Raw genomic sequence first — 22,993 nt, 5'->3', positions numbered from 1 at the left:
AAAAAAGAAATGAGAAAGATCAGTTATATTGTTTTTATAATTTTTTTTATTAGATGTTCTTCTAATGTTGTAATTTATAGGGATATGGAATATATGTCTTACCCAATTACAAGTCCAGATCCTTATGAAATTGAATTTCCTTGGTGGTATATAGGAGAAAAGGGGTGGAGAGATGAAATAAAAGAGTTAGTTCTTAAAAAAAATGTGCAAATTGAAGAATTTTTAAGTTTAGTAGATTATTTTGAAAGTCAAGAAAGAATAGATGAAATAGATTATATGACATTTGCTGTTATATATGAAAATAGAATAGATAACTCTAAAGATACTCTATATTTTAATAGGGATTTAAATTTAGGTTTTCTTACAAGTAGTGCTTATTATTTTAAAGATGAAAAGCAATTGTTTTTGAAATTTTTAGAAAAAAATAATTTTGATCTTTCAACTCCACTTTTGCTAGAATAAATAACCGTTATCGCAATTTGTATTTTGCGATATATTTGCTATTTAAGAAAACAAACCCAGTTTTTTAAATTAAGAATGCCGTTTTTTATGTTTAAAAGTTTTGTGTATTGTTGTGTGTCACTCGAAAGGATTTGAGCGATAGTAGGGGCTAGAAATTCAATTAATGAGGTTATTTCTAAAAATCTAGACGCGAAGAAGTATATTATGTATGAAAAGAAAGTATTTAAGAGTTTTATTTGTTAGTTTAAATTTGATATGAGACGAAATTATCAAACAGAATCTGTTAAGTTGTTGAAAGTTATAGATATAGCAATATTTATTTTGAAAAAAACAACTTTTATAAGTGAGGAAGAAAAAAAACATTTTATTAACTACTATGAAGGATTAAAAAATGAGATTATTGACGTTGAACCTCGATTTAAAAATCTTACAAGTATTAAGTATTTATCTCAAGAGCTATTTAGTTATTTTCAGGAATCTTCAGGTGATCATATCAATTCTTTTTGGGAAGAGATTTTAAAAAATAAACTGCCTTTTGAGAGAGAAAATAAATTAGTTAAAATTATAAAAAGAAAAAAGATAAGAAATGAAATAGAGTATGAATATATAATCGATACTTTAGGTTTTTATATTGAAAATGGGTTATTAAATGATGGAGAGATAGATATTATAAATTCACTTATAATTAAATTTGAAAATAATTCCTCTGCTCGTTCTTGAATGAATAACGAAAGGTGAAAGTGATTAATTATCAAGAGTCCTGTACCAGTTACTCAAAAAATAATACATTATTTTTAATTAAGAATATTGGTTTTTTATGTTTAAATTTTTATACAAAAGTTGAATATGAAAAAAATAATTTTCTCGGCTTAGGGATTGCAACGGCATCCTTTTTTGCTTTTCTTCATTCAGTTGATTTAGCAAAAAAGATATAGTGAAAAGCCCGACCTTTTTCTGAGTTTTTGGAAACGAAGAAAAAGGGAAGCTCCAGATAATTAAAATTTAGAGAAAATTCGTTGAGTTATAAAGTAAAATAATCTTCGTTTTTTAGTTAAATAAAAAAATATGAAAAAACTACTAATTCTATTACTTACAATTTTGCTTATATCTTGTAATGAGAAGGATGAAAAACAAAATAAAAATGTTGTTTTGGAACCGAAAAAAGAAATAAAATCTATTGTAACTGAAGATTTTGAATTTTGGTATCCAAATGAGATAGAGCAAGTTTTGATTCTTTTTGATGGCTTTGGTGGAAATGCTCTAAATATTCAAAAAGAGTTTACGATTAAAGAAAAAGCTTTGGATGAAAATGTTGCGATTTTATATTTCAATTTTAATCAGCGGTTATTTTTGACGGAAGAAGAAAAATATCAATTAGCAAAACAATTACAAGATTTTTTAGAAACAAAACATTTATCCAATAAAGATATCTTTATTGGAGGTTTTTCTAGTGGAGGAAATGTAGCGATGCAGTTAGGAGAATTTATCATGAGTCGAAAGCAATTTTATATCGATCCGAAAGGTGTTTTTGTAGTAGATTCTCCAGTTGATTTATTAGCGCTTTATAGAACTTCGGCCGTAAATATTCAAAATGATTTCTCAAAAGAATCGGTAGCAGAAAGTAAATGGTTGTTGCAATTTTTAAACAAAGAATTTGGGAGGCCAGAAGATTCAATCCGTAAATATGAAAAGAATTCAATTTTTACTTTGGAGACTCAAAATATCAAAAATGTAAAAAGATTAAAAAATACCAAACTAAGATTTTACACAGAGCCAGATGTAGAGTGGTGGAGAGAAAATAGAAAAAATGAATATGAAAATTTGAATGCTTTTTCTTTAGAAAAACTAGCTGAAATATTGAAGAAGAAAAAATCTGATGTAGAATTAATATTGACGAAAAATAAAGGATTCCGAATTAATGGAGAAAGACACCCGCATAGTTGGTCAATTGTAAATCAGGAAGAATTAATAAAATGGGTTAAAAATTAAAAAGCTCTGAACAGAAGTTCAAAGCTTTTTTTAAGTAAGTATGATTAATTGAAAAATTATTTCATGTTTTGAATGTAAGTGGTATCATCTTCTGTGATACATGGAATTTCGCTCAGTTTTTGTCCTAAATGAACAATTCTACTTCCTGATTGATTTACTGGATTAACACTTTTACCTATGATTATTCCGTCTTCTGGAGCAAAATATTGTTTGATTACTTTTCCGAAAATATTTTGTGTTTCGGCAATCAGTTCTCCTTTTTTGACTTTTTGTTTCAATTCAGGTTTTACGGATAAAATTCCTCCTTCATCTGTATAATACCAAGATGAAGTTTCGCAAAGAATCGTATTTTTAACTGGACAAAGAACTTCGCCATCTACCATTTTTAAGAAATAAAGAACATTGTGAATTCCGATTAAACTATCTTCAATTACATCGTATTGAAAAAGATTTGGATCTTTTAATTCTAGCGTAATTGATGGAATTCCTCTTCCTTGAATGTTTCCTCTAAGCGTTTTATCATTTGGCGGATTGTGTAGAATAATATCTGGATTTTGTAATCTCGCTAATTTTGAAGTGATAGGGTCAGACATGTCAGCTCGGATATAATAAGAGTTTACACGACCTACACTTGCTGTATGTAAATCAATATGAAAATTGAATTTAGAAGCAATTCTTTCGATAAAGCGATTGATGTATAAATCAGATTGCGTTCCATTTGGCTTTCCAGGTGCAATTCTGTTTAAATCAACGTCATCATTAAATTTTCTTTGCTCAAGGAGATATCCAGGTACATTTGCAACTAAAACTCCGACAACAGTTCCGCTTAATTCATCTACATCGATGCTTTTCATCATTTTCTGAATTACTGGGATTCCATTCAATTCATTTCCATGAAGAGAGGAAGTTAAACCTAAAACAGGTCCATCTTTTTTTCCTCGTGCAACACAAATTGGAATTCTGACAGGTTCTCCCAAACCATTGTTGATAATGTGTAACCAAACGTGGTTAATTGTACCTTTTTCAAATTTTTCAAGATCAAGCTTATTTATAGATTTTGGATTTGTGTTGTACATATTTTTTGTATTTAAATAATTGATTAACAATTACTTAAATTTAATAAAAAAATAAGTTGCTTGAAAAAAAAAGACCACTAGAGTTTTTCTAGTAGTCTTTTTTATATAAAATTTAAGAATAAATTAAATATCTTCGAAACTTATATCAGTGAAGCTCTCTGATACTTGAGCAGTTTCCATTTCTGCTGGTTTTTTGTAATCTTTTTGGTGGCGTTCAGAGATTACTTCTTCACCTTTATTTTCAATGATATATTCTGTAGCTTTTTGTAGCATTTCATTGAATTCAGTGAAATCTTCTTTGTATAAGTAAATTTTGTGTTTTTTGTAATGGAATGATCCATCTTCATGAGTAAATTTTTTACTCTCTGTAATTGTCAGGTAGTAATCATCTGCTTTTGTTGATCTTACATCAAAGAAATAAGTTCTTCTACCAGCCCTTAATACCTGCGAAAAAATCTCCTCTCTTTCTAGTTGTTCTTTTTCATCCATAATAATCTTTCAGTTTAGTTAATCATTTTCATTTGAATACATCACAAATCTAAAAAAATATTTGACTTTTCCAACAAAAATCAAAATTCTTTTTCCATAAGTTGTTGTTCATAAAGTTCTTTGTAAAACCCATCTTTTTTTAGTAACGTTTCATGGTTACCTCTTTGTATGATTTTACCTTCCTCTAAAACAATGATTTGATCTGCATGTTTTACAGATGAAATTCGATGACTTACAATGAAAGTAGTTTTGTCTTTACTGACTTTGTAAAGATTGTTCAAGATTTTTTCCTCCGTCTCTGTATCTACTGCTGAAAGGCAATCGTCGAAAATTAAAATCTGTGGATTTTTGATAATTGCTCTAGCAATTGAGATTCTTTGTTTTTGTCCTCCAGAAAGTGTTACACCTCTTTCTCCAACATAAGTTTGATAACCTTCTTTGAAATCTTCTATATTATGATGTACATAAGCATCTTTTGCAGCTTGAATTACTTTTTGTTCATCTGCTTCTTCATCTCCAAATTTTATGTTGTTTTCAATCGTATCCGAAAATAAGAAAGCCTCTTGAGGAACAAAACCAATATTTTCTCTAAGATCACCAAGATTTACTTGTTTGATATCTGTTTGATCTACTTGAATTTCTCCTTCTGTAACATCATAAAGCCTCGAAACTAAATTTAAAATGGTAGATTTTCCAGAACCAGTTTTTCCTAAAATCCCGATAGTTTCTCCTTTTTTTACATGAAAAGAAACATCTTTTAAGGCTGTAATTTTTGTGTCATCATAAGTGTAAGTTACATGATCAAAAACAATATCTCCTTCAATTTCTGATTTTTCAGTAGCATTATTTTGGATTTCTGGAACTTCGTGTAAAAATTCATTGATACGTTTTTGAGAAGCTTCTGCTTGTTGAATGATAGAAGTTACCCAACCAACAATTGCAACTGGCCAAGTTAGCATATTCACATAAATCAAGAACTCGGCAATAGTTCCTAAATTGATTCTTCCTGAGATATATTGCATTCCACCAACATAAATTACGATGATGTTACTAATTCCGATTAATAAAATCATCATTGGGAAAAATAATGCTTGTGCTTTATATAAATGAATATTTTTATCTTTACTAGTGTTTGAAACATCTTCAAATTCACGAATAGTATCTGGTTCAATTCCGTAAGATTTGATAATGCTAATTCCAGAAAATTTTTCTTGAGCAATTGTAGTCAAATGTGATAAATATTGCTGAACAACAGTTGTTCTCTCATTAATCATTTTACTTAAATAATAAATAGAAATTGAGAGTACTGGAAAAGGAATCATAGTGTACAATGTAAGTTTTAAATCAATTTTTACCATTTCTACGATTGCAACAATAAACAGAACTACCATGTTGATACTGTACATGATTGCAGGTCCAAAATACATACGAACTTTACTTACATCTTCGTTGATTCGATTCATTAAATCTCCGGTTCTGTGTTTTTTATAAAAATTTAGAGAAAGTAATTCGTATTGTTGGAAAATTTCATTTTTAAGATCAAATTCAATTTTTCTTGAAGTTACAATTATCAACTGACGCATTAAAAATGTAAAAGCACCAGAAACCAAGGCAGCTCCGATGATGTACAGAATATTGTACATCAATTGTGTTTTCACTTCAGAAAGCTCTGTAACCACTCCGTTTTTGTAATCTGTCACAATATCAATGGATTGCCCAATTATTTGAGGAACAAAAAGAGCGAATATTTTTGCCAATACGGTAATAAATAACCCAAGAATTAGCTGAAATTTATATTTTATAAAGTATTTATTTAAATATTTTAAGGCTTTCATTTTAAAGTTTTGTTATTTTATTTCTTTGAAAATTGTATAAAAACAATTGAATGTTTTGAAATCGTAAACTAAAAAATTAAATTTGCGAACAACGAATAGAGTGAATGCAAATAATTTTGTCAAAAATACGTAGAGAAATTCAGTATTTACTAACAAAATGTTTTTTTTAACAAGATAATTTTAAAAGGCGAACTTTTGACAAAAATCTTAAAAAGTTAAAATAATTCATTCTGCAGGGAATTAAAGTTTCAATTAACAAAAATATACAAAATGACATCAGAAACTATCGAAGTAAAAGACCTTAAAAAAATGGATCCAGTTTTCGGACAACTTTCATTTAACGGTCACGAACAAATTGTTTTTTGCAATGACGAAGAAACAGGTTTAAAAGCAATCATCGGTATTCACAACACTGTATTAGGTCCTGCTTTAGGAGGAACAAGAATGTGGAGTTATAAAAGCGAGTGGGAAGCTTTAAACGACGTTTTACGTTTATCAAGAGGTATGACTTATAAGTCTGCGGTAACAGGATTAGACCTTGGAGGAGGAAAAGCTGTAATTATCGGAGATGCAAAAACACAAAAGAATGATGCTTTAATGGCAAAATTCGGAGAGTTTGTTCACTCATTAGGAGGTAAATATATTACTGCTGAGGATGTTGGAATGGAAACTCGTGATATGGATGTTATCCATGATGTTACTCCACACGTAACTGGAATTTCTGAAAGTAGAGGAGGATCTGGAAACCCATCACCAATTACTGCTTATGGAGTATTTATGGGAATGAAAGCTTCTGCTAAGCACGTTTTCGGAACGGATAACTTAGAAGGAAGAAAAGTTTTAGTTCAAGGAGTTGGACACGTAGGAGAAACTTTAGTTGATTATATCACAAAAGAAGGTGGAGAAGTAATCATCAACGATATTCATGAAGATCGTTTATTAGAGTTAAGCAAAAAATACGGAGCAACTGTTCATATGGGATCTGATATTTACGGATTAGATGTAGATATTTATGCACCATGTGCTTTAGGAGCAACTATCAACGATAACACAATTGAGCAATTAAATGCTAAAATCGTTGCTGGAGCTGCAAACAACCAGTTAGCTGATGAGATCAAACACGGACATAGATTAAAAGAAAGAGGAATCCTTTATGCTCCTGATTTCTTGATTAATGCTGGAGGAATCATCAATGTATATGCTGAGATTGCTAAGTATGGTAGAGATGAAATCATGACGAAGACAGAAAATATTTATAACACTACGTTAGATATTTTCTCTTTAGCTGAGAAAGAAGGAATTACTACTCATGAAGCAGCATTGAACGTAGCACAATCTAGAATTGATGCTAGAAAAAATGAAAAAAAATAATATAGATATTAAAAAATATATTTAATTTTGCAGAGCGGAACTAAAAAAGGTCCGCTCTTTTTTTTACCCTAAAAATTATAAACGTTCTTTAAAGATGATTAATAGAAGACATATCAGAGTAAAAGTAATGCAGTCGGCGTATGCAATGCTAAAGTCAGGGAGTGACAATTTAGCAAAAGAAGAGAAGTTTTTACTTCATAGTATTGATAAAATGTATGATTTGTACCTTTTGAAGCTAGACTTATTGGTACGAGTTAGAGATATGGCTAGAAATGACATAGAAATTTCTAAGAAAAAGCATCTTGCTTCAAAAGAAGAACTAAATCCTAACACAAAATTTATTGACAATTCTGTTTTAAAAATATTAGCAGAAAGTACTTCGTTGACGGATAAGATCGAGGAAAGAAAAATTACGAATTGGAATTTGGATGACGAGTACGTTCGTTTAGTTTTAAACTTGATTAAAGAAAGTGATTTCTATGTGAAATACATGGAAAATGCAGAAAGATCTGAGCAAGAAGATAAGACTTTTGTGATCAATGTTTTCAAACACATCATTGCGCCAAATGAAAAGTTAGAAGATTATTTTGAAGATCAGTTTTTAGGATGGGTAGATGATATTCCATTTGTGAATACTTGGATTATGAAAAATCTAAAAAAGATTAAAACAGATCGTCAGTTTGTTGTTGATAGATTATACAAAGACATGGATGATGAGCGTTTTGTTTTAAACTTATTTAGAAGAGTAATTTTACACCATGACAAATATGGTGAGGAAATTGCAGATAAAACACCAAACTGGGATACGGATAGAATTGCAGACATGGATATGTTATTAATTAAAATGGCAATCTGTGAATTTTTAAAATTCCCTTCTATTCCTGTGCGAGTTACGATTAATGAATACATTGAGATATCTAAAGATTATTCTACAAAAAAGAGTAGTTATTTCATCAATGGGGTATTAGATAAATTACAAAAAGAATTTTCTGATTCAAAAAGAATCGAGAAAATTGGGAGAGGATTGTTATAATTTTTTATTTTTACCAAAATTAATCATATAAATCAAGATGAAAAAAACAACTATTATTTTAGGAGCCTTTATTACTCTTGCATTCGCAGCATGTAATAACGGAGGAGATGCAGCAAAAAAAATTGATGCAACTAAAGTTGAAGCAGCAAAAGAAAGAGATGTAAAAAATACTGAAAATGCACCAGTAATTAAATTTGAAAAAACTGAACACGACTTTGGTGATATTAAAGAAGGAGATAAAGTTGAAACAGAATTCAAATTTACAAATACTGGAAAGTCTGATTTAATTATCTCTAATGCTAAAGGATCTTGTGGATGTACTGTACCTGATTATCCAAAAGGAAAAGCTATCAAGCCAGGAGAAGAAGGAGTAATCAAAGTTTTATTTAACTCTAACGGGAAACCAAACAGACAAACTAAAACAGTTACTTTAACTACAAATACTGCGAAAGGTAAAGAGCTTATCAAAATCAAAGCAAACGTAGAGCCAGATCCAGAAAAAGCTGAACAAAGAAAGAAAAGAGCTGAAGAAGCAAGAAAGAGAAGAGAAGAAGCGAAAGCTAAAAAAGAAGCGGAAGCAGCAGCAAAAAAATAATTTAAACAAAGTATAGAAAATGATACATTCAGCAATATTTTTACAAGCAGGAGGTCAGTATAACATTGCAATTATTTTAGTAATGTTTGTTGTGATTTATTTCATGATGATTCGTCCTCAGATGAAGAAACAAAAGCAAGAAAGATCTTTTCAATCTGAACTGACTAAAGGTAAAAAGATTATTACTACAAGTGGAATTCATGGTAAGATTGCAGAAATCAATGAAAATGATGGAACTGTAGTAGTAGAAACCGGAGCAGGTAAATTGAAGATGGAAAAATCAGCAATTTCAATGGAATTGAGTAAAAAGTTTGATACAACTTCAGAGAAAAAATAAGCTGAATATTAAAATATTCTATTAAAAGTGAGCTTATTTGGCTCACTTTTTTTATCTTACATTTTATATAACACCAATGTTTAGATAAATGCTATTATTTCGAAAATTGAGAACAAATAAGAAATTTCAGACGTTTCTTATTTTTTTATGCCTTTCAACGATTAGTTGGCTACTCATCAAATTGTCGAAAAAATATACAACTCCAGCGTATTTTGATATAAAGTATATAAACTTACCAAAAGAAAAAGAATTAAGTAGTTATTCTAATAAACAATTACATGTATTGATTCAAGGGACAGGGTTTAATTTGTTGAAATATAAATTTACGACTCCAACTCTTAAAGTTGATTTAAATGATATACAAGTTTTAGGAAAAAATAAATATTTCTATTTACCAAAATCACATTTTGTAAAAATTGAAGATCAGTTGGATAAAAATACCAATCTGCAAAAAATATATACGGATTCGATTTTTATACAGCTAAATAAAAATATTTCTAGGAAAATTCCCGTTATCGCTGATGTGAATTTTCAATTTGAAACAGGAATTAATATAAAAGGAAAATACGAATTAATTCCAGATTCAGTAACTGTAATGGGATCGAGTAATGCATTACAGAACCTGAATGAGATACATACAGAGAAAGTAGAAATACAACATATTTCTTCGAATATCGAAAAGCTTTTGCCTTTAAAAATTCCTGAAAATATTAAAAATGTGAATTTTTCGGAAAAAGAAGTAGTTCTTAAAGCAGAAGTTTTAAAATATACAGAAGCTACAGTTGAAGTAGATTTTGAAGTAATAAATTTACCAAAGGAAGATAAAATAATAACTTTTCCGAATAAGGTAGAAATTAAATGCCAAGTACCGATTGAAAAATTTAAGGATTTGGATAAAAATTTGTTTAAGGTAGAATGTGATTATGAATATTCGAAATCACAAAATTTAAATTATCTTTTACCTAAAGTTATCATAAAACCAAAATATATAAATTCAGTAAGAATTATACCAAATAAAATAGAATTTTTAATTAATAAATGAAAGTAATAGGACTGACAGGAGGAATAGGAAGTGGGAAAACTACAGTAGCAAAATTGTTTCAAGAATTGCACATTCCAACATACATTGCCGATACTGAAGCGAAAGAGATTATGAACACCTCAGAAAAGCTTAAAGAAAAAATTATTAAAAATTTTGGTGAAAATTCTTATAAAAATCGTAAATTGAATAGAGAATATTTAGCAAATATTGTTTTTAATGATAAAAATAAACTAGAATTGTTAAATTCTATAGTACATCCGGAAGTTTTTAAGCATTTTGAAATGTTTAAAGAAAATAACCGACTTAAGGATTATATCATTTATGAAAATGCAATTTTGTTTGAAAATGGAAGTGATAAACTTTGTGATAAAATAATCGTGGTAACAGCTCCGTTAGAAAATCGAATCGAAAGAGTGATCAAACGAGATAAAAGTACAAAGGAAGAAGTTCTGGCAAGGATTGATAAACAATTACCTGACGAAATTAAAATAGAGAAAGCAGATTATGTTATAGAAAATAAAACAGAGTCTGAATTAAAACTAAAAGTTTTAAAAATACATAATGAATTACTTAATAATTAAGAATCTAGATATGCGAATTTATTTTTTATTGTTAAGAAATTAATAAAAGCTTTCAAAATATGTTAATAAACGTTAAAATAAATATAACGATCCTGTTAAAAGTGTAATTTTGAAGTATGAGAAAAAAGGTTTTTGTACTCATTATATTATTGATGAGTATTTCCTTAGTAGGAAGTATTATAGTTCAAGTTTATTGGATCAAAAGTTCTATTGAAATTAGAGATAAAGAATTTAAAAAAGATGTACAATTTGCATTAGCAAATGTCTCTGATGATATCTCTACCGAAGAAGCTCTGTATTGGTATAATGTAGTACTTCAAAAAATAGAAGAGATACCAAAACCGAAAAGTTCTGATCTAAAGAAGATTATTCTACAAAGAATGGATACTACAGGTAAAACGATTTTTACTTATGAACAATCTGTTTTTGAAGAAAAATATGATGTACCGTCAGAAATTTTTGATAATGAAATGTTTGAAGGTGAATTGACGGATAATGATCTTTTTATCAATGATTCACTAAGCTTCAAAAAAATATTTAGTCAAGAAAAGATTGATTATTATGATGAAGCTGAAGATAATAAAGAATTTAATAAAGCAGAATCCTATACAAAAGAAGCTAGTTTTGATAATTTACATATAGAAAATTTTAAAATGAGCTTTAATACCTTGGCGAAGGTAATTCCGATTAATAAAAGGATTTCAAATAATAAATTGAAAGCAGCAATAGAAAAGGAATTAACGCTAAGAGGGATTTCAACAGATTTTAAATACGGAGTTTATAATAATCATTTTGCAACTCCAATACGTTCTGGATATTTTAATAAAGATAACGAACAAACATATATGGTTCCAATGTTTGAAGATAACAATGGAGCAAGTGATTATCAATTATATGTTAGTTTTCCTGGACAAAAAAAATACATTTTGTCAACAATATTTCAAATGTTGATCTTATCTGTATTTTTTATAGTCATTATTATTGTAGCTTTTGGAACTGCTATTTATCAGATGATAAAACAAAAGAGAATTTCTGAAATGAAGACAGATTTTATCAATAATATGACTCATGAGTTTAAAACTCCTATTGCTACAATTAATTTAGCTTTGGATGCTATAAAGAACCCCAAAATTATTGATGATAAAACAAAAGTAAAACGATACATTGGTATGATTCGTGAAGAGAACAAACGAATGCATTCACAAGTGGAAAACGTTTTACGAATCTCAAGATTAGAGAAAAATCAGTTAGATTTAAATAAAGAAAATATTGATATTGTTAAGTTAATGGACGAAGCTATTTCTCATGTTGACTTAATTGTTAACTCAAGAAATGGATATATTAAAAGACATTATAATGTGACAAATTCAACTTTCTTAGGAAATGAATTTCACATGACAAACGTTCTTGTCAATATGTTAGATAATGCAATTAAATATTCGGAAGACGAACCTAAAGTTGATATTTATATTGAAAATACACCAAAAAATATTGTGATTAAAATACAAGATCATGGTATTGGTATGAGTAAATCGGTTCAGAAAAACGTATTTAAAAAGTTTTATAGAGAACAAAGAGGAAATATTCATAATATTAAAGGACACGGATTAGGCCTGTCGTATGTTAAAAAAATAGTTGAGGAACATCAGGGAGTGGTGTATGTAGAAAGTGAGAAAGGTAAAGGAAGTACTTTCTATATTAAATTACCCTTGATATAAATAGTGAAGATATGAAAAACGGTAAAATTTTATTGGTTGAGGATGATCCAAATTTTGGAACAGTTTTAAATGATTATTTAGCATTGAATGATTTTGATGTAACACATGCTAAAGACGGTTTAGAAGGTTTAATTATGTTTAAAAATGATGAATTTGATTTATGTATTTTAGATGTTATGATGCCTAGAAAAGATGGATTTTCATTAGCAAAAGACATCAGAACAACAAACCCAGAGGTGCCTATCATTTTCTTAACTGCTAAAACAATGAAAGAAGATGTATTAAGAGGTTATCAAGCAGGAGCAGATGATTATTTAAACAAACCTTTTGATTCAGAAGTTTTATTGTACAAGGTTAAAGCGATACTTCAGAGAAAAGAAGTAGATAAAAATTCAGATGCAGATCAGTTTGAATTCAATGTAGGTAAGTTTGCTTTTAATTCTAAATTAAGACATTTATCTTTTGATGGAGAAGAACCACAAAAACTTTCTCCGAAAGAGAATAAATTACTAAGAATGTTAGTAATTCATAAAAATGATTTAATGCCTAGAGAGTTAGCGCTAACTAAGATCTGGAGAGATGATAACTACTTTACATCTAGAAGTATGGATGTTTATATTGCTAAACTTAGAAAATACTTAAAAAGAGATGATTCAGTGGAAATTTTAAATATCCACGGTGAAGGTTTCCGATTGGTAGAAAAAGTATAAAGATTATGTAAAACAGCTATTCAATATGAATAGCTGTTTTTATTTAAATCCTGTTTGAATTTTGTAATAGAATTTAAACAGGATTTTTATTTATTAGATTTTATAGAAAACTATACTTTTTCTTTTTTTAACTCTCGAACTCTAGCTCTAATAATCAAAACAATTCCACCAAAAACAATCAAACAACTTGAAATTTTAATCCAAGAAATATCATTTTTAAAATCTTTGTTTACATCAAAAAAATCAATGATAATAACGGAAAGAAATACAATAATAGGTTGAATATAGATATAACTTGCAGATGTAGATGGAGCAAGATGTTTTAAAGAATAAATTGCTAAAAGATAACTTAATACAGTCCCTAATATTACGGTATAACTAATTAATAAATAATTGCCGAAATTAATTTCTGACCAATTCACTTCTAGTACTGAATTTATGGTTGTAGGGAAAATAAAAATAGTTCCTATAGCGAAAAGCCAAAATAGGACTGTTTGTGCATTGTATTTTTTGATTAAAGGCTTCGAAAAAACTACATATAAACCATAAACAATGGATGCTCCAAGAAAGATTAAGTTTCCAGATAAAGTTGCTCCTTTAGAAGATTCGTTGGAATGAGTGATCAATAAAATTGCGCCAATTGCACCTAAGGCGATTCCTAATATTTTTAAAGTATTTAGTTTTTCAAATTTTAGAAATACACTGATAATTAAAGTGAAAATTGGAGCTAAAGTCATGATGATTGTAGCATCAATAGGTGAAGTTAGGTTTAAACCAAAATAAAAACCAGCATTGTCAAGAACAATTCCTAAAACACTACAAAGAATCAAAATTCCAATATCTTTTTTAGCTACTTTTTGAAAATTCAGAATATAAAAAATAACTAAAAACGGAAGCGAAGCAATAATTCTTAAAAACAACAAACTACTTGGATCCATGACATCTGGCATCAGTATTTTACTGACAACTAAATTAATTGCTAAAAAAATATAAGCTAAAAAAACAGCCAGATGTGCTTTCAGGAATTGTGACATAGTATTGTTATTGAATTTTAAGAATACCCGCTGTTTTCATACGGAGCTTTGTCCTTTTTATATAAAAGTAATGTTCGCTCAAAAGAAACAACTTTGTCGCCTTTATCGTCAATCCAATAAGATTCTACGTTCAGTATTCCTTGGTCTGGGCGAGATTTAGAATTTCTTTTTCCTAATATTTTTGAAATTACTCGAATTTGTTCTTCTGGGTAAACTTCTCTTGTGAAATGAATATTTTTCCAGCCTAGATTTGCAACAACTCTACCGAAAGTTTTTGTCGTACTTGCACAAACAATTGATAAAAGGTAAGCTTCTGTAATTGGTACTTTGTTTTCCAACATCAAACTTTTAGAATAAAGTGGATCGATATATTTTGAATCATTATTTCCAGAATGTAGTGCATGTTTGATTGCTTCCGATTGTGAAATATATTTGAAAGGAAAATGATGGTAAATTTCTCCTTTTTTAAAATCTTCTAAATAAATTCCAGAACGTTCAATCCACTCATTTTTATCTTTTTGAAAATAAGCAGAAAACTTTTCGGATTTTAAACTATAATTAAATCGTTTGTCTCCATAGAATGGATGTTTACCTTTTTTATAAATCAAAACAATATATTCGATTATAGTAAAAACTTCCTTTTTTTGATTAATTCCCGAAGTTCGAACTAAAATTTCTCCACAATCATCATCTCCAGCGTTGACATTTATATCTAAAATTTCGGATTCTGTATAAAAAGTATCTCCTCCAAAAAATGGCTTCGGAATGGTGATATTTTCAATAGTTGTAATTCTTTTTTTTCGAGAAAAAGTTTTCCAAGTTAAACCCAAAATATATTGTACACTTAAAGTGCTTACACCTAAACAATTTTTCCATTCTGTATCTTTTGCATAATTCTGATCATAATGCATCCAAGCACCATTTAAAGTGTCTAAACATTCTGATTTATTGTCTTGTTGTGTAATTGTAATTCCAGGACGATGAATGAATTTTTGCCCAATTTCAAAATCTTCGAAATCCAAACCGAAAACTTCAAAATATTCATCTTGATTTAATTTAGCATAAGCGAGAAACATCATATTTTCTTCTTTTTTATTTTTTGTAATTCAATTTTTCTTCCTCGTATAATGATTAAAATTCCAATAAAAACTAACACGCAAGAGAATACTTTTACCCAAGAAAAATCATCTTTAAAATTTTTACCCTGATGTAGTGCATCTGAAAATAAAATCATCACAAAAACTGTAACGGGTTGTATATAGATATAGCTAGAAGATACCGAAGGTGGCAAGTGTTTTAACGAATAAATTGCTAAAGAATAAGCCAAAAGAGTCGCGATTAAAACGGTATAACCAATCATTAAATAGTCTTTTGTAGAAATAGAAAGCCAATCTGTTGAAACGACAGGTTCATAAACAACAGGAATAATCGTCAAACCTCCTAAAAAGAAAATCCAAAAAATAGAAGTAGCAGCATTATAATTTTGAATGATTGGTTTGGATGCTACAATGTACGCTCCATAAGCCAATGAAGTTAATAAAAATGCTAAATTTCCTTTGAGAGTAGCTTCATGATTTCCAGATTTACTTCCGTAGAGAATTAAAACTACAGCACCAATTCCTCCAACAATAACACCAATAATTTTCAATAAACTAAATTTTTCATGTTTGGCTAAAACACTAAAAAATAGAGCGAAAATAGGTGTGCAAGTCATTAAAATTGAAGCATCCACAGGAGAAGTAAGATTTAAACCATAGAAATAAGAATGATTACTAATGGTTACAATCATGATGGCGCTAACTAAAAGTGGAATAAAATGTTTTCTTTTAATTTTCTGAGGTTTGAAGAGATAAAGAATAAAAGCAAAAGGAATAATTCCCCAAATTCTTGTAAAAAAGAAAGCCATTGGAGATAAAACTTCTGGCATCAAAACTTTTACAAACATAAAATTTGAACCTAAAAAAATGTAAGCAAAAAATACTGCCAGATGCCCTTTTAAACTATTTGAAATATTCATTTTTATTTTTCTCTTTTTTGAAATAGATATTGAAATTTTAATACCTAATAAATTAAGAATAAATCATTTAAGATTTTTTTGTTTAGTGTTAAAGTTTTGCGATTTAAATCAAATCAATATTTTGAAAACTAGATATTTAGTAACTTGAAGGATACTTTTAATTCTTTGAGGATGAAGAAAATTGAACTTTGTCAAAACTTATTATTTACACCTGCTAATCATCTGGAACAATTTGAAAAAGCAGGAAATTTACCTTTTGCAGATATGGTTTGTTTCGATTTGGAAGATGCTATTTCTATACAAGGTAAAGAAGAGGCAAGACAGATTCTATTTTCTTATTTTAACCAGAAAAAAGAATATCCGAGCAACCATTCAATTCTTCTTTCTGTCCGAATTAATTCTATCAAAACAGCTTTTGGATTGGAAGATATTTCAGCTTTTCTAAAAAACGATTTTGTTCCAGGAATTTTTCTTTTACCAAAAATAGAAAGCTTTGAAGAAGTAGAGATTTATAATTCTTTGTTTTCTGGAGAGTTTCAAAATGTAGATTTTTTGGTTTTAATAGAAACTGCACTTGGTTTGGAAAAAGCTTTTGAAATTGCAAAACACTCTAGAGTTGTTGGTTTGGTCTATGGTGGAATTGATTTCGCAAATGATATAGGAGCAAATCTTGATATTAAAAATTCTATGACTTTTCGAAGTAGAATAATTCAAGCAGCAAAAGCTTCTCATAAATTAGCTTGGGATGTTCCTTTTTTAGATTTTAAAAATGAAAAAGGATTAATTGAAGAAATAAAAGTGATTAAAAATTTAGGTTTTGATGCGAAAATCGCTATTCATCCTAATCAACTAAAAACGATTAAAAATGTATTAAAACCAACAGAAAAAGAAATTCAAGAAGCGATAGAAATTATCAAAGCTTATGAAAAAGCAAATGGTTCTGTTTGCGAATATCAAGGTAAGATGGTAGATGTTCCTGTGGTAAAAAGATGTCAGAGAGTTTTAGAAAAAATGAAAAATAAATAAGTGTTTTTTTGAATAAAAGAAAAATTATGAAAACTACAGTAGGAGATTATTTATTAATGCGATTGAAGGAGTTGGGAATTGACGATGTTTTCGGAGTTCCAGGAGATTATAATTTAGGTTTTCTAGATCAAGTTGTACATTATAAAGGCTTGCGTTGGATTGGAAATTGTAATGAATTAAATGGAGCTTATGCTGCGGATGGTTATGCTAGAATCAAAGGAGCTGCAGCTTTGGTTACAACTTATGGTGTTGGAGAATTGAGTGCCATAAACGGTATTGCGGGTTCTTTTGCTGAATATCTTCCTGTGGTAAAAATTGTTGGAATGCCTTCTGCAGAAATTCAAAAATCAGATATTGTTTTTCATCATTCTATTCGAACAAATGAATACAATGTTTTTGAAGAAATGTATGCAAAAGTGACAAAAGCTCAAACAATTCTTACTGTGGAAAATGCTGCCGAAGAAATTGATCGAGTTTTGACAGTTTGTTTCAAAAAGAAATTACCAGTTTATATTGGAGTTTCAAGTGATATTTGTTATCAGGAAATTGAAGTGGAAAAAAAGCCTTTGGAACTTACAAATTCAGTTTCAGCCAAAGAAACGATGGAAGAAGCTGCAATTCGAATTACAAAAGTTTTGAGTCATTCTAAAAGACCTCTTTTGTGTGTGGATTTATGTGCGATGCGACATGATATTAAAAAAGATATTGAACATTTAATTAAAGAAGTTCAGATTCCATTTATTACTACAAATATGGGGAAAGCTTATATAAATGAATCAAATCCATTGTTTGTTGGTGTTTATAGTGGCGAAAATGGAAATGAAAAAGTCTATGATTTTGTGCATAAAGCAGATTGTATTATTTCTTTCGGCGCTCTAATTTCGGATTTGAACACAAGTATGCTTCCAAAATCTTCTTCAATAGAAATTCATAGTAATCATGTTCGTGTCAAAAACTCTCATTATTATGAATTATACTTTCATGACTTTATTCCTTTTTTATCCAAAAAAATTAAAGATAGTAAACTGAAATTTTCCGCTACAAAAATTCCTAAAAAAGAGAAAAATCATTTCATGATTGAGAAAAATTTTAATAAAATTGAACAAGCGTATTTTTGGGATCGAATGGGTTATTTTTTCAAAGAACACAGTACTATTATTGCAGGAACAGGAACGAGTTTGTTTGGACTTTTACCTATTCGAATGCCAGATAATGTGAATTTTATTTCTCAAATTATTTGGGCTTCTATTGGTTATTCAGTTGGAGCTTTGCTAGGAACTTCTATCGCAGATTCTTCCAAAGAAAATATTCTTTTTGTGGGAGATGGTGCTTTTCAATTGACAGCTCAAGAAGTTTCTACGATGTTGCGCTATGAAACGACTCCAATTATTTTTCTTTTAAACAATGACGGTTATACAATTGAGCGGGTGATTCATGGAGAAAAGATGGAATATAACGATATTCAAATGTGGAATTATGCCGATTTACCAAAAATGTTTGGCGAAAATGTTTGGACTACAAAAGTTACTACTACAGAAGAATTAGAAACTTGCCTTTCTGAATTACGAGCTAATGATGATAAACTTCGTTTTGTTGAAGTAATTATGGAAAGAATGGATGTTCCTGAAATGTTGATGAAGATGTTTAGGAAGGAGTGAGGTTTGAAAACGGAGATTGAGCGGAGTCGAAATCGGATTTGAATTGAGGGATGAAATTTATACATTAGCTTTTAAGTAATTAAAATAAACTGAAAAAGAATCAAAATTGAGATATGACAAAAAAAACATTCACCAAAATAATAATCTTCCTATTTCCAATTCTTCTTTTTGCAGAATATAATGGAGTAGAAATTCATTTCCAGATTCATTTTAAGAATGGAGAAACCGTGGAAGGCTATCGTTTTTTAGCAAATGGAAAAAATACAGATGAATATAAATCGTATTTAGAGCAAAATCCAAAATTGTTTTTGAAAAACGAATTGGTTACAGAGCCAGGAGAATATTGTTATTATGCAAAACGGTTAAAATATGTTTATAACAAAAATCTTTATGTTTATAAACATTTAGAACCGATGGCAATTGTTTTAGAAAAAGTGGATAAAGTTGAAATTTTAGATTTAGAAAGAAAAAGCTATACAACAGGACTTTCAGGAAATTATACTTCCGAAGATCAAGTTTGGATGAACACAAAACCTTTTGCTCAATATGCTTATGGAAAAGATATGTGTTCTTTTGAAGTTTTTATTCATGATGCAGGAAATGTTCCAGATGAGGTGAAAAGTGAAATAAAAGAACTTCTTGTGAAATTCAATTATAGAATCGAAAATAGAATTCAAGAAATTGAAGATATGGTACAGTCTGATGAAGAATTTGAGAAGAAAATGAGAGGAGTTTATGAAGAAAGAGAGAAGCTTTTAAAACCATATTTTGAAAAATATAAATCATTAAAAACTGCTACAGTTACGATGTGTACATGTTAGGTTTTGTTTAAAAATCTCTTTGATTTGATATTTTAAGAAAATAAAAGAGTCTATGTCTAAAAGGCTGCGTATTTTTGCACAAAATAAATTTAGATGTCAAAACAATTTTCTGATTTAGGATTATCAGCACCAATTTTAAAAAGTTTAGAAAACTTAAACATAAAAGTACCAACGGAAATTCAAGAAAAAACAATTCCAATTTTATTGAATTCCACGAAAGATTTTGTAGGATTAGCAAAAACAGGAACGGGAAAAACTGCCGCTTTTGGTTTGCCATTATTACAAATGATCGATGTGGAAAAAACGCAGGTGCAAGCTGTAGTTTTAGTTCCTACAAGAGAATTAGGACAACAAATTTATGAGAATTTAAAAGCTTATGCTTCTGAAATTCCAGCAATTTCTATCGCTGCTGTTTGCGGAGGAATTCCAATCAAACCACAAATAGAAAGACTAAAAGAACCAACACAAATCATCGTGGCAACTCCAGGAAGATTAATTGATTTGGTAAAAAGAGAAGCAGTTTCTATTGCAGAAGCTTCATATTTGGTTTTAGACGAAGCAGATGAAATGGTAACTTCATTGAAAACAGATTTGAATGAAATCTTCAAAATGTTACCGAAGAAAAAGAGAACTTTTTTGTTTTCAGCAACACTTCCAGGAACTACACGTTCCTTGATTAATGATTATATGTCAAAAGATATTGAAGAAATAAAAGTTGACATGAAAATTTCTGGAAATGAAAAAATCAATCATAAATATGTAATTGTTGATCCGATTGAAAAACTAGATGTTTTGATGCATTTCTTGTCAAGTAGAGAAGGAAAACAAGGAATTATTTTCTGTAAAACAAAAGCAGCGGTTAATAAATTAGCGAAGAATTTAGCAAAACATAAATTTTCTTCAGGAGCAATTCATGGAAGTTTGACACAAGGAATTCGTGATCGAATCATGGGACAATTCAGAGATGGATATATTGATATTTTGATTGCAACTGATTTAGCAGCTCGTGGAATTGATGTGAAAGATTTGTCTTATGTGGTGAATTATCATTTACCAGATTTATACGAAACTTACGTTCATAGAAGCGGAAGAACTGCGAGAGCTGGAGCTTCAGGACTTTCTTTATCGATTATTCAGCAAGAAGAAGCTGTAGATATCGCAGATTTTCAGGCAGAATTAGGAATTACTTTCAAAGCTTATGAAAAACCATCAGCAGAAAGTATGGAAGATAATTCGGCTTTACTTTGGGCAAAACAAATCTTCAAAACAAAGATGAACAAAGAAGTTTCGCAAGAAATGAAAATGAAATTCCGAACAGTTTTACATCATCTGACAAAAGAAGAATTAATGGATAAAATGTTATCGCATTATATCGCAAATCAATCTAAAAAAACAACAGAAGAAGAACCAAAGAAAAAGAAACGTAGAAGATAATTTTAAGTTCCCCTCTTGAGAGGGGCTAGGGGTGTGTTTACCCTATTCTGGCGCGGGTTTGTAACTCGCGACTAATTTAAATAAAACCAAAAATCCTATTAGAAACTAGACTTCTAATAGGATTTTTATTTTAAAGCTTTTCTATTTTCTCAAGAGCAGTTTCCAAACTTTCTAAATCAAAATCTGCCTCAGAAAGATTTGTATAAAGCATCAAAGCTTGTAAGTTTTCTTTAAACAACAAACCATTAATATTTGCTTCCTCCAAAATCTGTAAAATCTCTTTTTTCTTCATCACAGGTCTACGAAACACCCAAAGCAAACGATATTTTCCTTCATTCAAATAATGAATATACAACTTATCGTCTTTCTGCATTTGTTTCTCAACTCCAGGTAAATTCACCTCAATATTATTCCTCCCAACAAAAATTCGATTTTCTAGATTATAAACCGCAATTCGAACTTTATGTTTCTTTTTATAACTACTACCCATCCTTTAATTTTAAAACACAAAATTAGAGAATTTTAATTTCTTTTAGGGCAAATCCCTCCATTACATACAAAAGTTGTAAATCCAAATATTATTGTTTTTTGTTTTCAAATACAAAATCGACTATTTTTGAACATTTATTATTTTTTTTAAGTAAATACAGAGTGTAAAATAATAAGAAATTAGACTTTTTAATACAACCGATTAGAAAAATAAAAAGAATCTCACTTTGCAAATAGAAAATAAAGAAACAAGAGGTAAATGTTATAAATGCATGAGATCTTCATGCACCTGTGTTTGTGAATATATAAATCCAATTTCTACCAAAACTCATTTTATTATTCTGATGCACCCAAAGGAATATAAAAAAGAGAAAAAAGGAACGGGACATATCACAAATCTTCAGCTTGAAAATTCAGAAATTATAGTTGGAGTAGATTTTACCAATAATAATCGAGTAAACGAAATATTGGCTAATGAGAAAAATACCGCTTTCTTATTGTATCCTGGGAATGATAATTTCAATTTATCAACCAAAAAAAATGAAGAAATAAACTCTTTTATGGGAGAAAATCCACATATTTTTATTCTTGATGCTACTTGGCCTTGCGCTCGAAAAATGCTTAAGCTTAGCAAGAATTTACAAAAGCTAAAAAGAGTGAGTTTTGACAATGAAATAAAATCGAAATTTATATTCAAACAACAACCAGAATCTCTTTGTCTTAGTACGATCGAATCTGTGCATACTGTTTTAAATTTGCTTAAAAAAAGCGGTTTAGAACAATCTGATACAAATAATTTTCTTGTACCTTTTGAAAAAATGATTGCATTTCAACTCGAATATCTTTTAAATCCTGATAGTAAACATTATCGTGCAGCTGAGAACAAAGAAGTTTTACTTAAAACAAAGTATAAGAAGAACAAAGTAAGAAATACTATATTTGAACAAGAAAAAATGTAGATATAGAATAAACGTTAATATGTTTGATTTTATATAAAGATATTCAGATTATTGAGTTCCCCTCTTGAGAGGGGATAGGGGTGTGTTATTAGATTAAATAAAATTATTTCAAAAAAAATCAAATGTGATATTATTTAATAAAATAGAAATAGTTTACACCTATTCAAATCTAAGTTTTTCTAATTTTAGGGCAAATCCCTTCATTACATTTCGGGTTGTGCTTTCCGCTACAAGTTTTGCTTTTTTGAAAAAGAAATTCTAAGAAATCCGTGGGCTTCCGTTGGTCGCCTCCGTTTTCTAACAATTTCTAATTTTCA

23 protein-coding genes are annotated in these 22,993 nt (G+C 29.1%); 16 read left to right on the top strand and 7 right to left on the bottom strand.

The window, feature by feature from the left end; genetic code table 11:
- Positions 1 to 9: 9 nt before the first annotated feature.
- From I0K12_RS00210 to I0K12_RS00200, 3 genes are all read left to right on the top strand, one after another.
- Complete coding sequence (locus tag I0K12_RS00210; protein ID WP_196884887.1) at positions 10 to 462, top strand: hypothetical protein; 453 nt, start codon at positions 10 to 12, stop codon at positions 460 to 462.
- 291 nt (positions 463 to 753) lie between these two features.
- Positions 754 to 1,182 carry a hypothetical protein gene (locus I0K12_RS00205; protein ID WP_196884886.1) on the top strand — a complete coding sequence of 143 codons (429 nt, stop codon included), beginning with the start codon at positions 754 to 756 and terminating at the stop codon, positions 1,180 to 1,182.
- A gap of 345 nt (positions 1,183 to 1,527) precedes the next feature.
- Positions 1,528 to 2,451 carry a hypothetical protein gene (locus I0K12_RS00200; protein WP_196884885.1) on the top strand — a complete coding sequence of 308 codons (924 nt, stop codon included), beginning with the start codon at positions 1,528 to 1,530 and terminating at the stop codon, positions 2,449 to 2,451.
- 56 nt (positions 2,452 to 2,507) lie between these two features.
- On the opposite strand, the gene I0K12_RS00195 is transcribed toward I0K12_RS00200, so the two are convergent.
- The 3 genes from I0K12_RS00195 to I0K12_RS00185 all read right to left on the bottom strand — a co-directional run bounded on the left by I0K12_RS00195 (position 2,508) and on the right by I0K12_RS00185 (position 5,851).
- Positions 2,508 to 3,527: a succinylglutamate desuccinylase/aspartoacylase family protein gene (locus I0K12_RS00195; RefSeq protein WP_196884884.1), complete on the bottom strand. Its 1,020-nt coding sequence runs from the start codon at positions 3,525 to 3,527 to the stop codon at positions 2,508 to 2,510.
- Between the two features lie 123 nt (positions 3,528 to 3,650).
- Entirely contained in the window at positions 3,651 to 4,016 is a 366-nt protein-coding gene (locus tag I0K12_RS00190) for a PUR family DNA/RNA-binding protein (protein ID WP_196884883.1), read from the bottom strand.
- A gap of 80 nt (positions 4,017 to 4,096) precedes the next feature.
- Entirely contained in the window at positions 4,097 to 5,851 is a 1,755-nt protein-coding gene (locus I0K12_RS00185; protein WP_196884882.1) for an ABC transporter ATP-binding protein, read from the bottom strand.
- Positions 5,852 to 6,121: 270 nt separating this feature from the next.
- Here I0K12_RS00185 and I0K12_RS00180 point away from each other — a divergent pair, with 270 nt between their 5' ends.
- From I0K12_RS00180 to I0K12_RS00145, 8 genes are all read left to right on the top strand, one after another.
- Entirely contained in the window at positions 6,122 to 7,222 is a 1,101-nt protein-coding gene (locus I0K12_RS00180) for a Glu/Leu/Phe/Val family dehydrogenase (protein ID WP_196884881.1), read from the top strand.
- 94 nt (positions 7,223 to 7,316) lie between these two features.
- Positions 7,317 to 8,255: a transcription antitermination factor NusB gene (nusB, locus tag I0K12_RS00175; protein ID WP_196884880.1), complete on the top strand. Its 939-nt coding sequence runs from the start codon at positions 7,317 to 7,319 to the stop codon at positions 8,253 to 8,255.
- Positions 8,256 to 8,292: 37 nt separating this feature from the next.
- Positions 8,293 to 8,850, top strand: a complete 558-nt coding sequence (locus I0K12_RS00170) for a DUF1573 domain-containing protein (RefSeq protein ID WP_196884879.1) — start codon at positions 8,293 to 8,295, stop codon at positions 8,848 to 8,850.
- 19 nt (positions 8,851 to 8,869) lie between these two features.
- Positions 8,870 to 9,187 carry a preprotein translocase subunit YajC gene (gene yajC / locus I0K12_RS00165; RefSeq protein ID WP_196884878.1) on the top strand — a complete coding sequence of 106 codons (318 nt, stop codon included), beginning with the start codon at positions 8,870 to 8,872 and terminating at the stop codon, positions 9,185 to 9,187.
- Between the two features lie 181 nt (positions 9,188 to 9,368).
- Entirely contained in the window at positions 9,369 to 10,229 is an 861-nt protein-coding gene (locus I0K12_RS00160) for a hypothetical protein (RefSeq protein ID WP_196884877.1), read from the top strand.
- A complete protein-coding gene (gene coaE / locus I0K12_RS00155) occupies positions 10,226 to 10,810 on the top strand; it encodes a dephospho-CoA kinase (protein WP_196884876.1) in 585 nt (194 codons plus the stop codon). The genes I0K12_RS00160 and coaE overlap by 4 nt, the downstream gene beginning before the upstream one ends.
- Positions 10,811 to 10,926: 116 nt before the next feature.
- Positions 10,927 to 12,528 carry a sensor histidine kinase gene (locus I0K12_RS00150; RefSeq protein WP_196884875.1) on the top strand — a complete coding sequence of 534 codons (1,602 nt, stop codon included), beginning with the start codon at positions 10,927 to 10,929 and terminating at the stop codon, positions 12,526 to 12,528.
- An 11-nt stretch (positions 12,529 to 12,539) separates the two neighbouring features.
- A complete protein-coding gene (locus tag I0K12_RS00145; protein ID WP_196884874.1) occupies positions 12,540 to 13,238 on the top strand; it encodes a response regulator transcription factor in 699 nt (232 codons plus the stop codon).
- 110 nt (positions 13,239 to 13,348) lie between these two features.
- On the opposite strand, the gene I0K12_RS00140 is transcribed toward I0K12_RS00145, so the two are convergent.
- Genes I0K12_RS00140 through I0K12_RS00130 form a run of 3 tightly spaced genes read right to left on the bottom strand, consistent with a single transcriptional unit; the run spans position 13,349 to position 16,289 of the window.
- The gene (locus I0K12_RS00140; RefSeq protein ID WP_196884873.1) at positions 13,349 to 14,272 is read right to left on the bottom strand and encodes a DMT family transporter; all 924 of its coding nucleotides are present in this window, start codon (positions 14,270 to 14,272) and stop codon (positions 13,349 to 13,351) included.
- 17 nt (positions 14,273 to 14,289) lie between these two features.
- Positions 14,290 to 15,351: a MaoC family dehydratase gene (locus I0K12_RS00135; protein WP_196884872.1), complete on the bottom strand. Its 1,062-nt coding sequence runs from the start codon at positions 15,349 to 15,351 to the stop codon at positions 14,290 to 14,292.
- A complete protein-coding gene (locus tag I0K12_RS00130; protein WP_196884871.1) occupies positions 15,348 to 16,289 on the bottom strand; it encodes a DMT family transporter in 942 nt (313 codons plus the stop codon). The genes I0K12_RS00135 and I0K12_RS00130 overlap by 4 nt, the downstream gene beginning before the upstream one ends.
- A 171-nt stretch (positions 16,290 to 16,460) precedes the next feature.
- Between I0K12_RS00130 and I0K12_RS00125 the strand changes: the two genes are divergently transcribed.
- From I0K12_RS00125 to I0K12_RS00110, 4 genes are all read left to right on the top strand, one after another.
- Positions 16,461 to 17,315: an HpcH/HpaI aldolase/citrate lyase family protein gene (locus tag I0K12_RS00125; protein ID WP_196884870.1), complete on the top strand. Its 855-nt coding sequence runs from the start codon at positions 16,461 to 16,463 to the stop codon at positions 17,313 to 17,315.
- Between the two features lie 26 nt (positions 17,316 to 17,341).
- Entirely contained in the window at positions 17,342 to 18,973 is a 1,632-nt protein-coding gene (locus I0K12_RS00120) for an alpha-keto acid decarboxylase family protein (RefSeq protein ID WP_196884869.1), read from the top strand.
- Between the two features lie 113 nt (positions 18,974 to 19,086).
- On the top strand, positions 19,087 to 19,794 hold the full coding sequence (locus tag I0K12_RS00115) for a hypothetical protein (protein WP_196884868.1): 708 nt from the start codon (positions 19,087 to 19,089) through the stop codon (positions 19,792 to 19,794).
- A 93-nt stretch (positions 19,795 to 19,887) separates the two neighbouring features.
- Complete coding sequence (locus I0K12_RS00110; RefSeq protein ID WP_196884867.1) at positions 19,888 to 21,228, top strand: DEAD/DEAH box helicase; 1,341 nt, start codon at positions 19,888 to 19,890, stop codon at positions 21,226 to 21,228.
- Between the two features lie 130 nt (positions 21,229 to 21,358).
- Here I0K12_RS00110 and I0K12_RS00105 read toward each other — a convergent pair whose 3' ends face one another.
- Entirely contained in the window at positions 21,359 to 21,718 is a 360-nt protein-coding gene (locus I0K12_RS00105) for a hypothetical protein (RefSeq protein WP_196884866.1), read from the bottom strand.
- Between the two features lie 271 nt (positions 21,719 to 21,989).
- Between I0K12_RS00105 and I0K12_RS00100 the strand changes: the two genes are divergently transcribed.
- The gene (locus tag I0K12_RS00100; protein WP_196884865.1) at positions 21,990 to 22,676 is read left to right on the top strand and encodes a tRNA-uridine aminocarboxypropyltransferase; all 687 of its coding nucleotides are present in this window, start codon (positions 21,990 to 21,992) and stop codon (positions 22,674 to 22,676) included.
- Positions 22,677 to 22,993: the final 317 nt, after the last annotated feature.

It is taken from the genome of Aureivirga sp. CE67 (genome assembly GCF_015767245.1).
In the GTDB taxonomy this organism is placed as follows: Bacteria; Bacteroidota; Bacteroidia; order Flavobacteriales; family Flavobacteriaceae; genus Aureivirga.
Note: the sequence above shows the minus strand (reverse complement) of the source record. Positions and strands in the feature narration are given on the sequence as shown.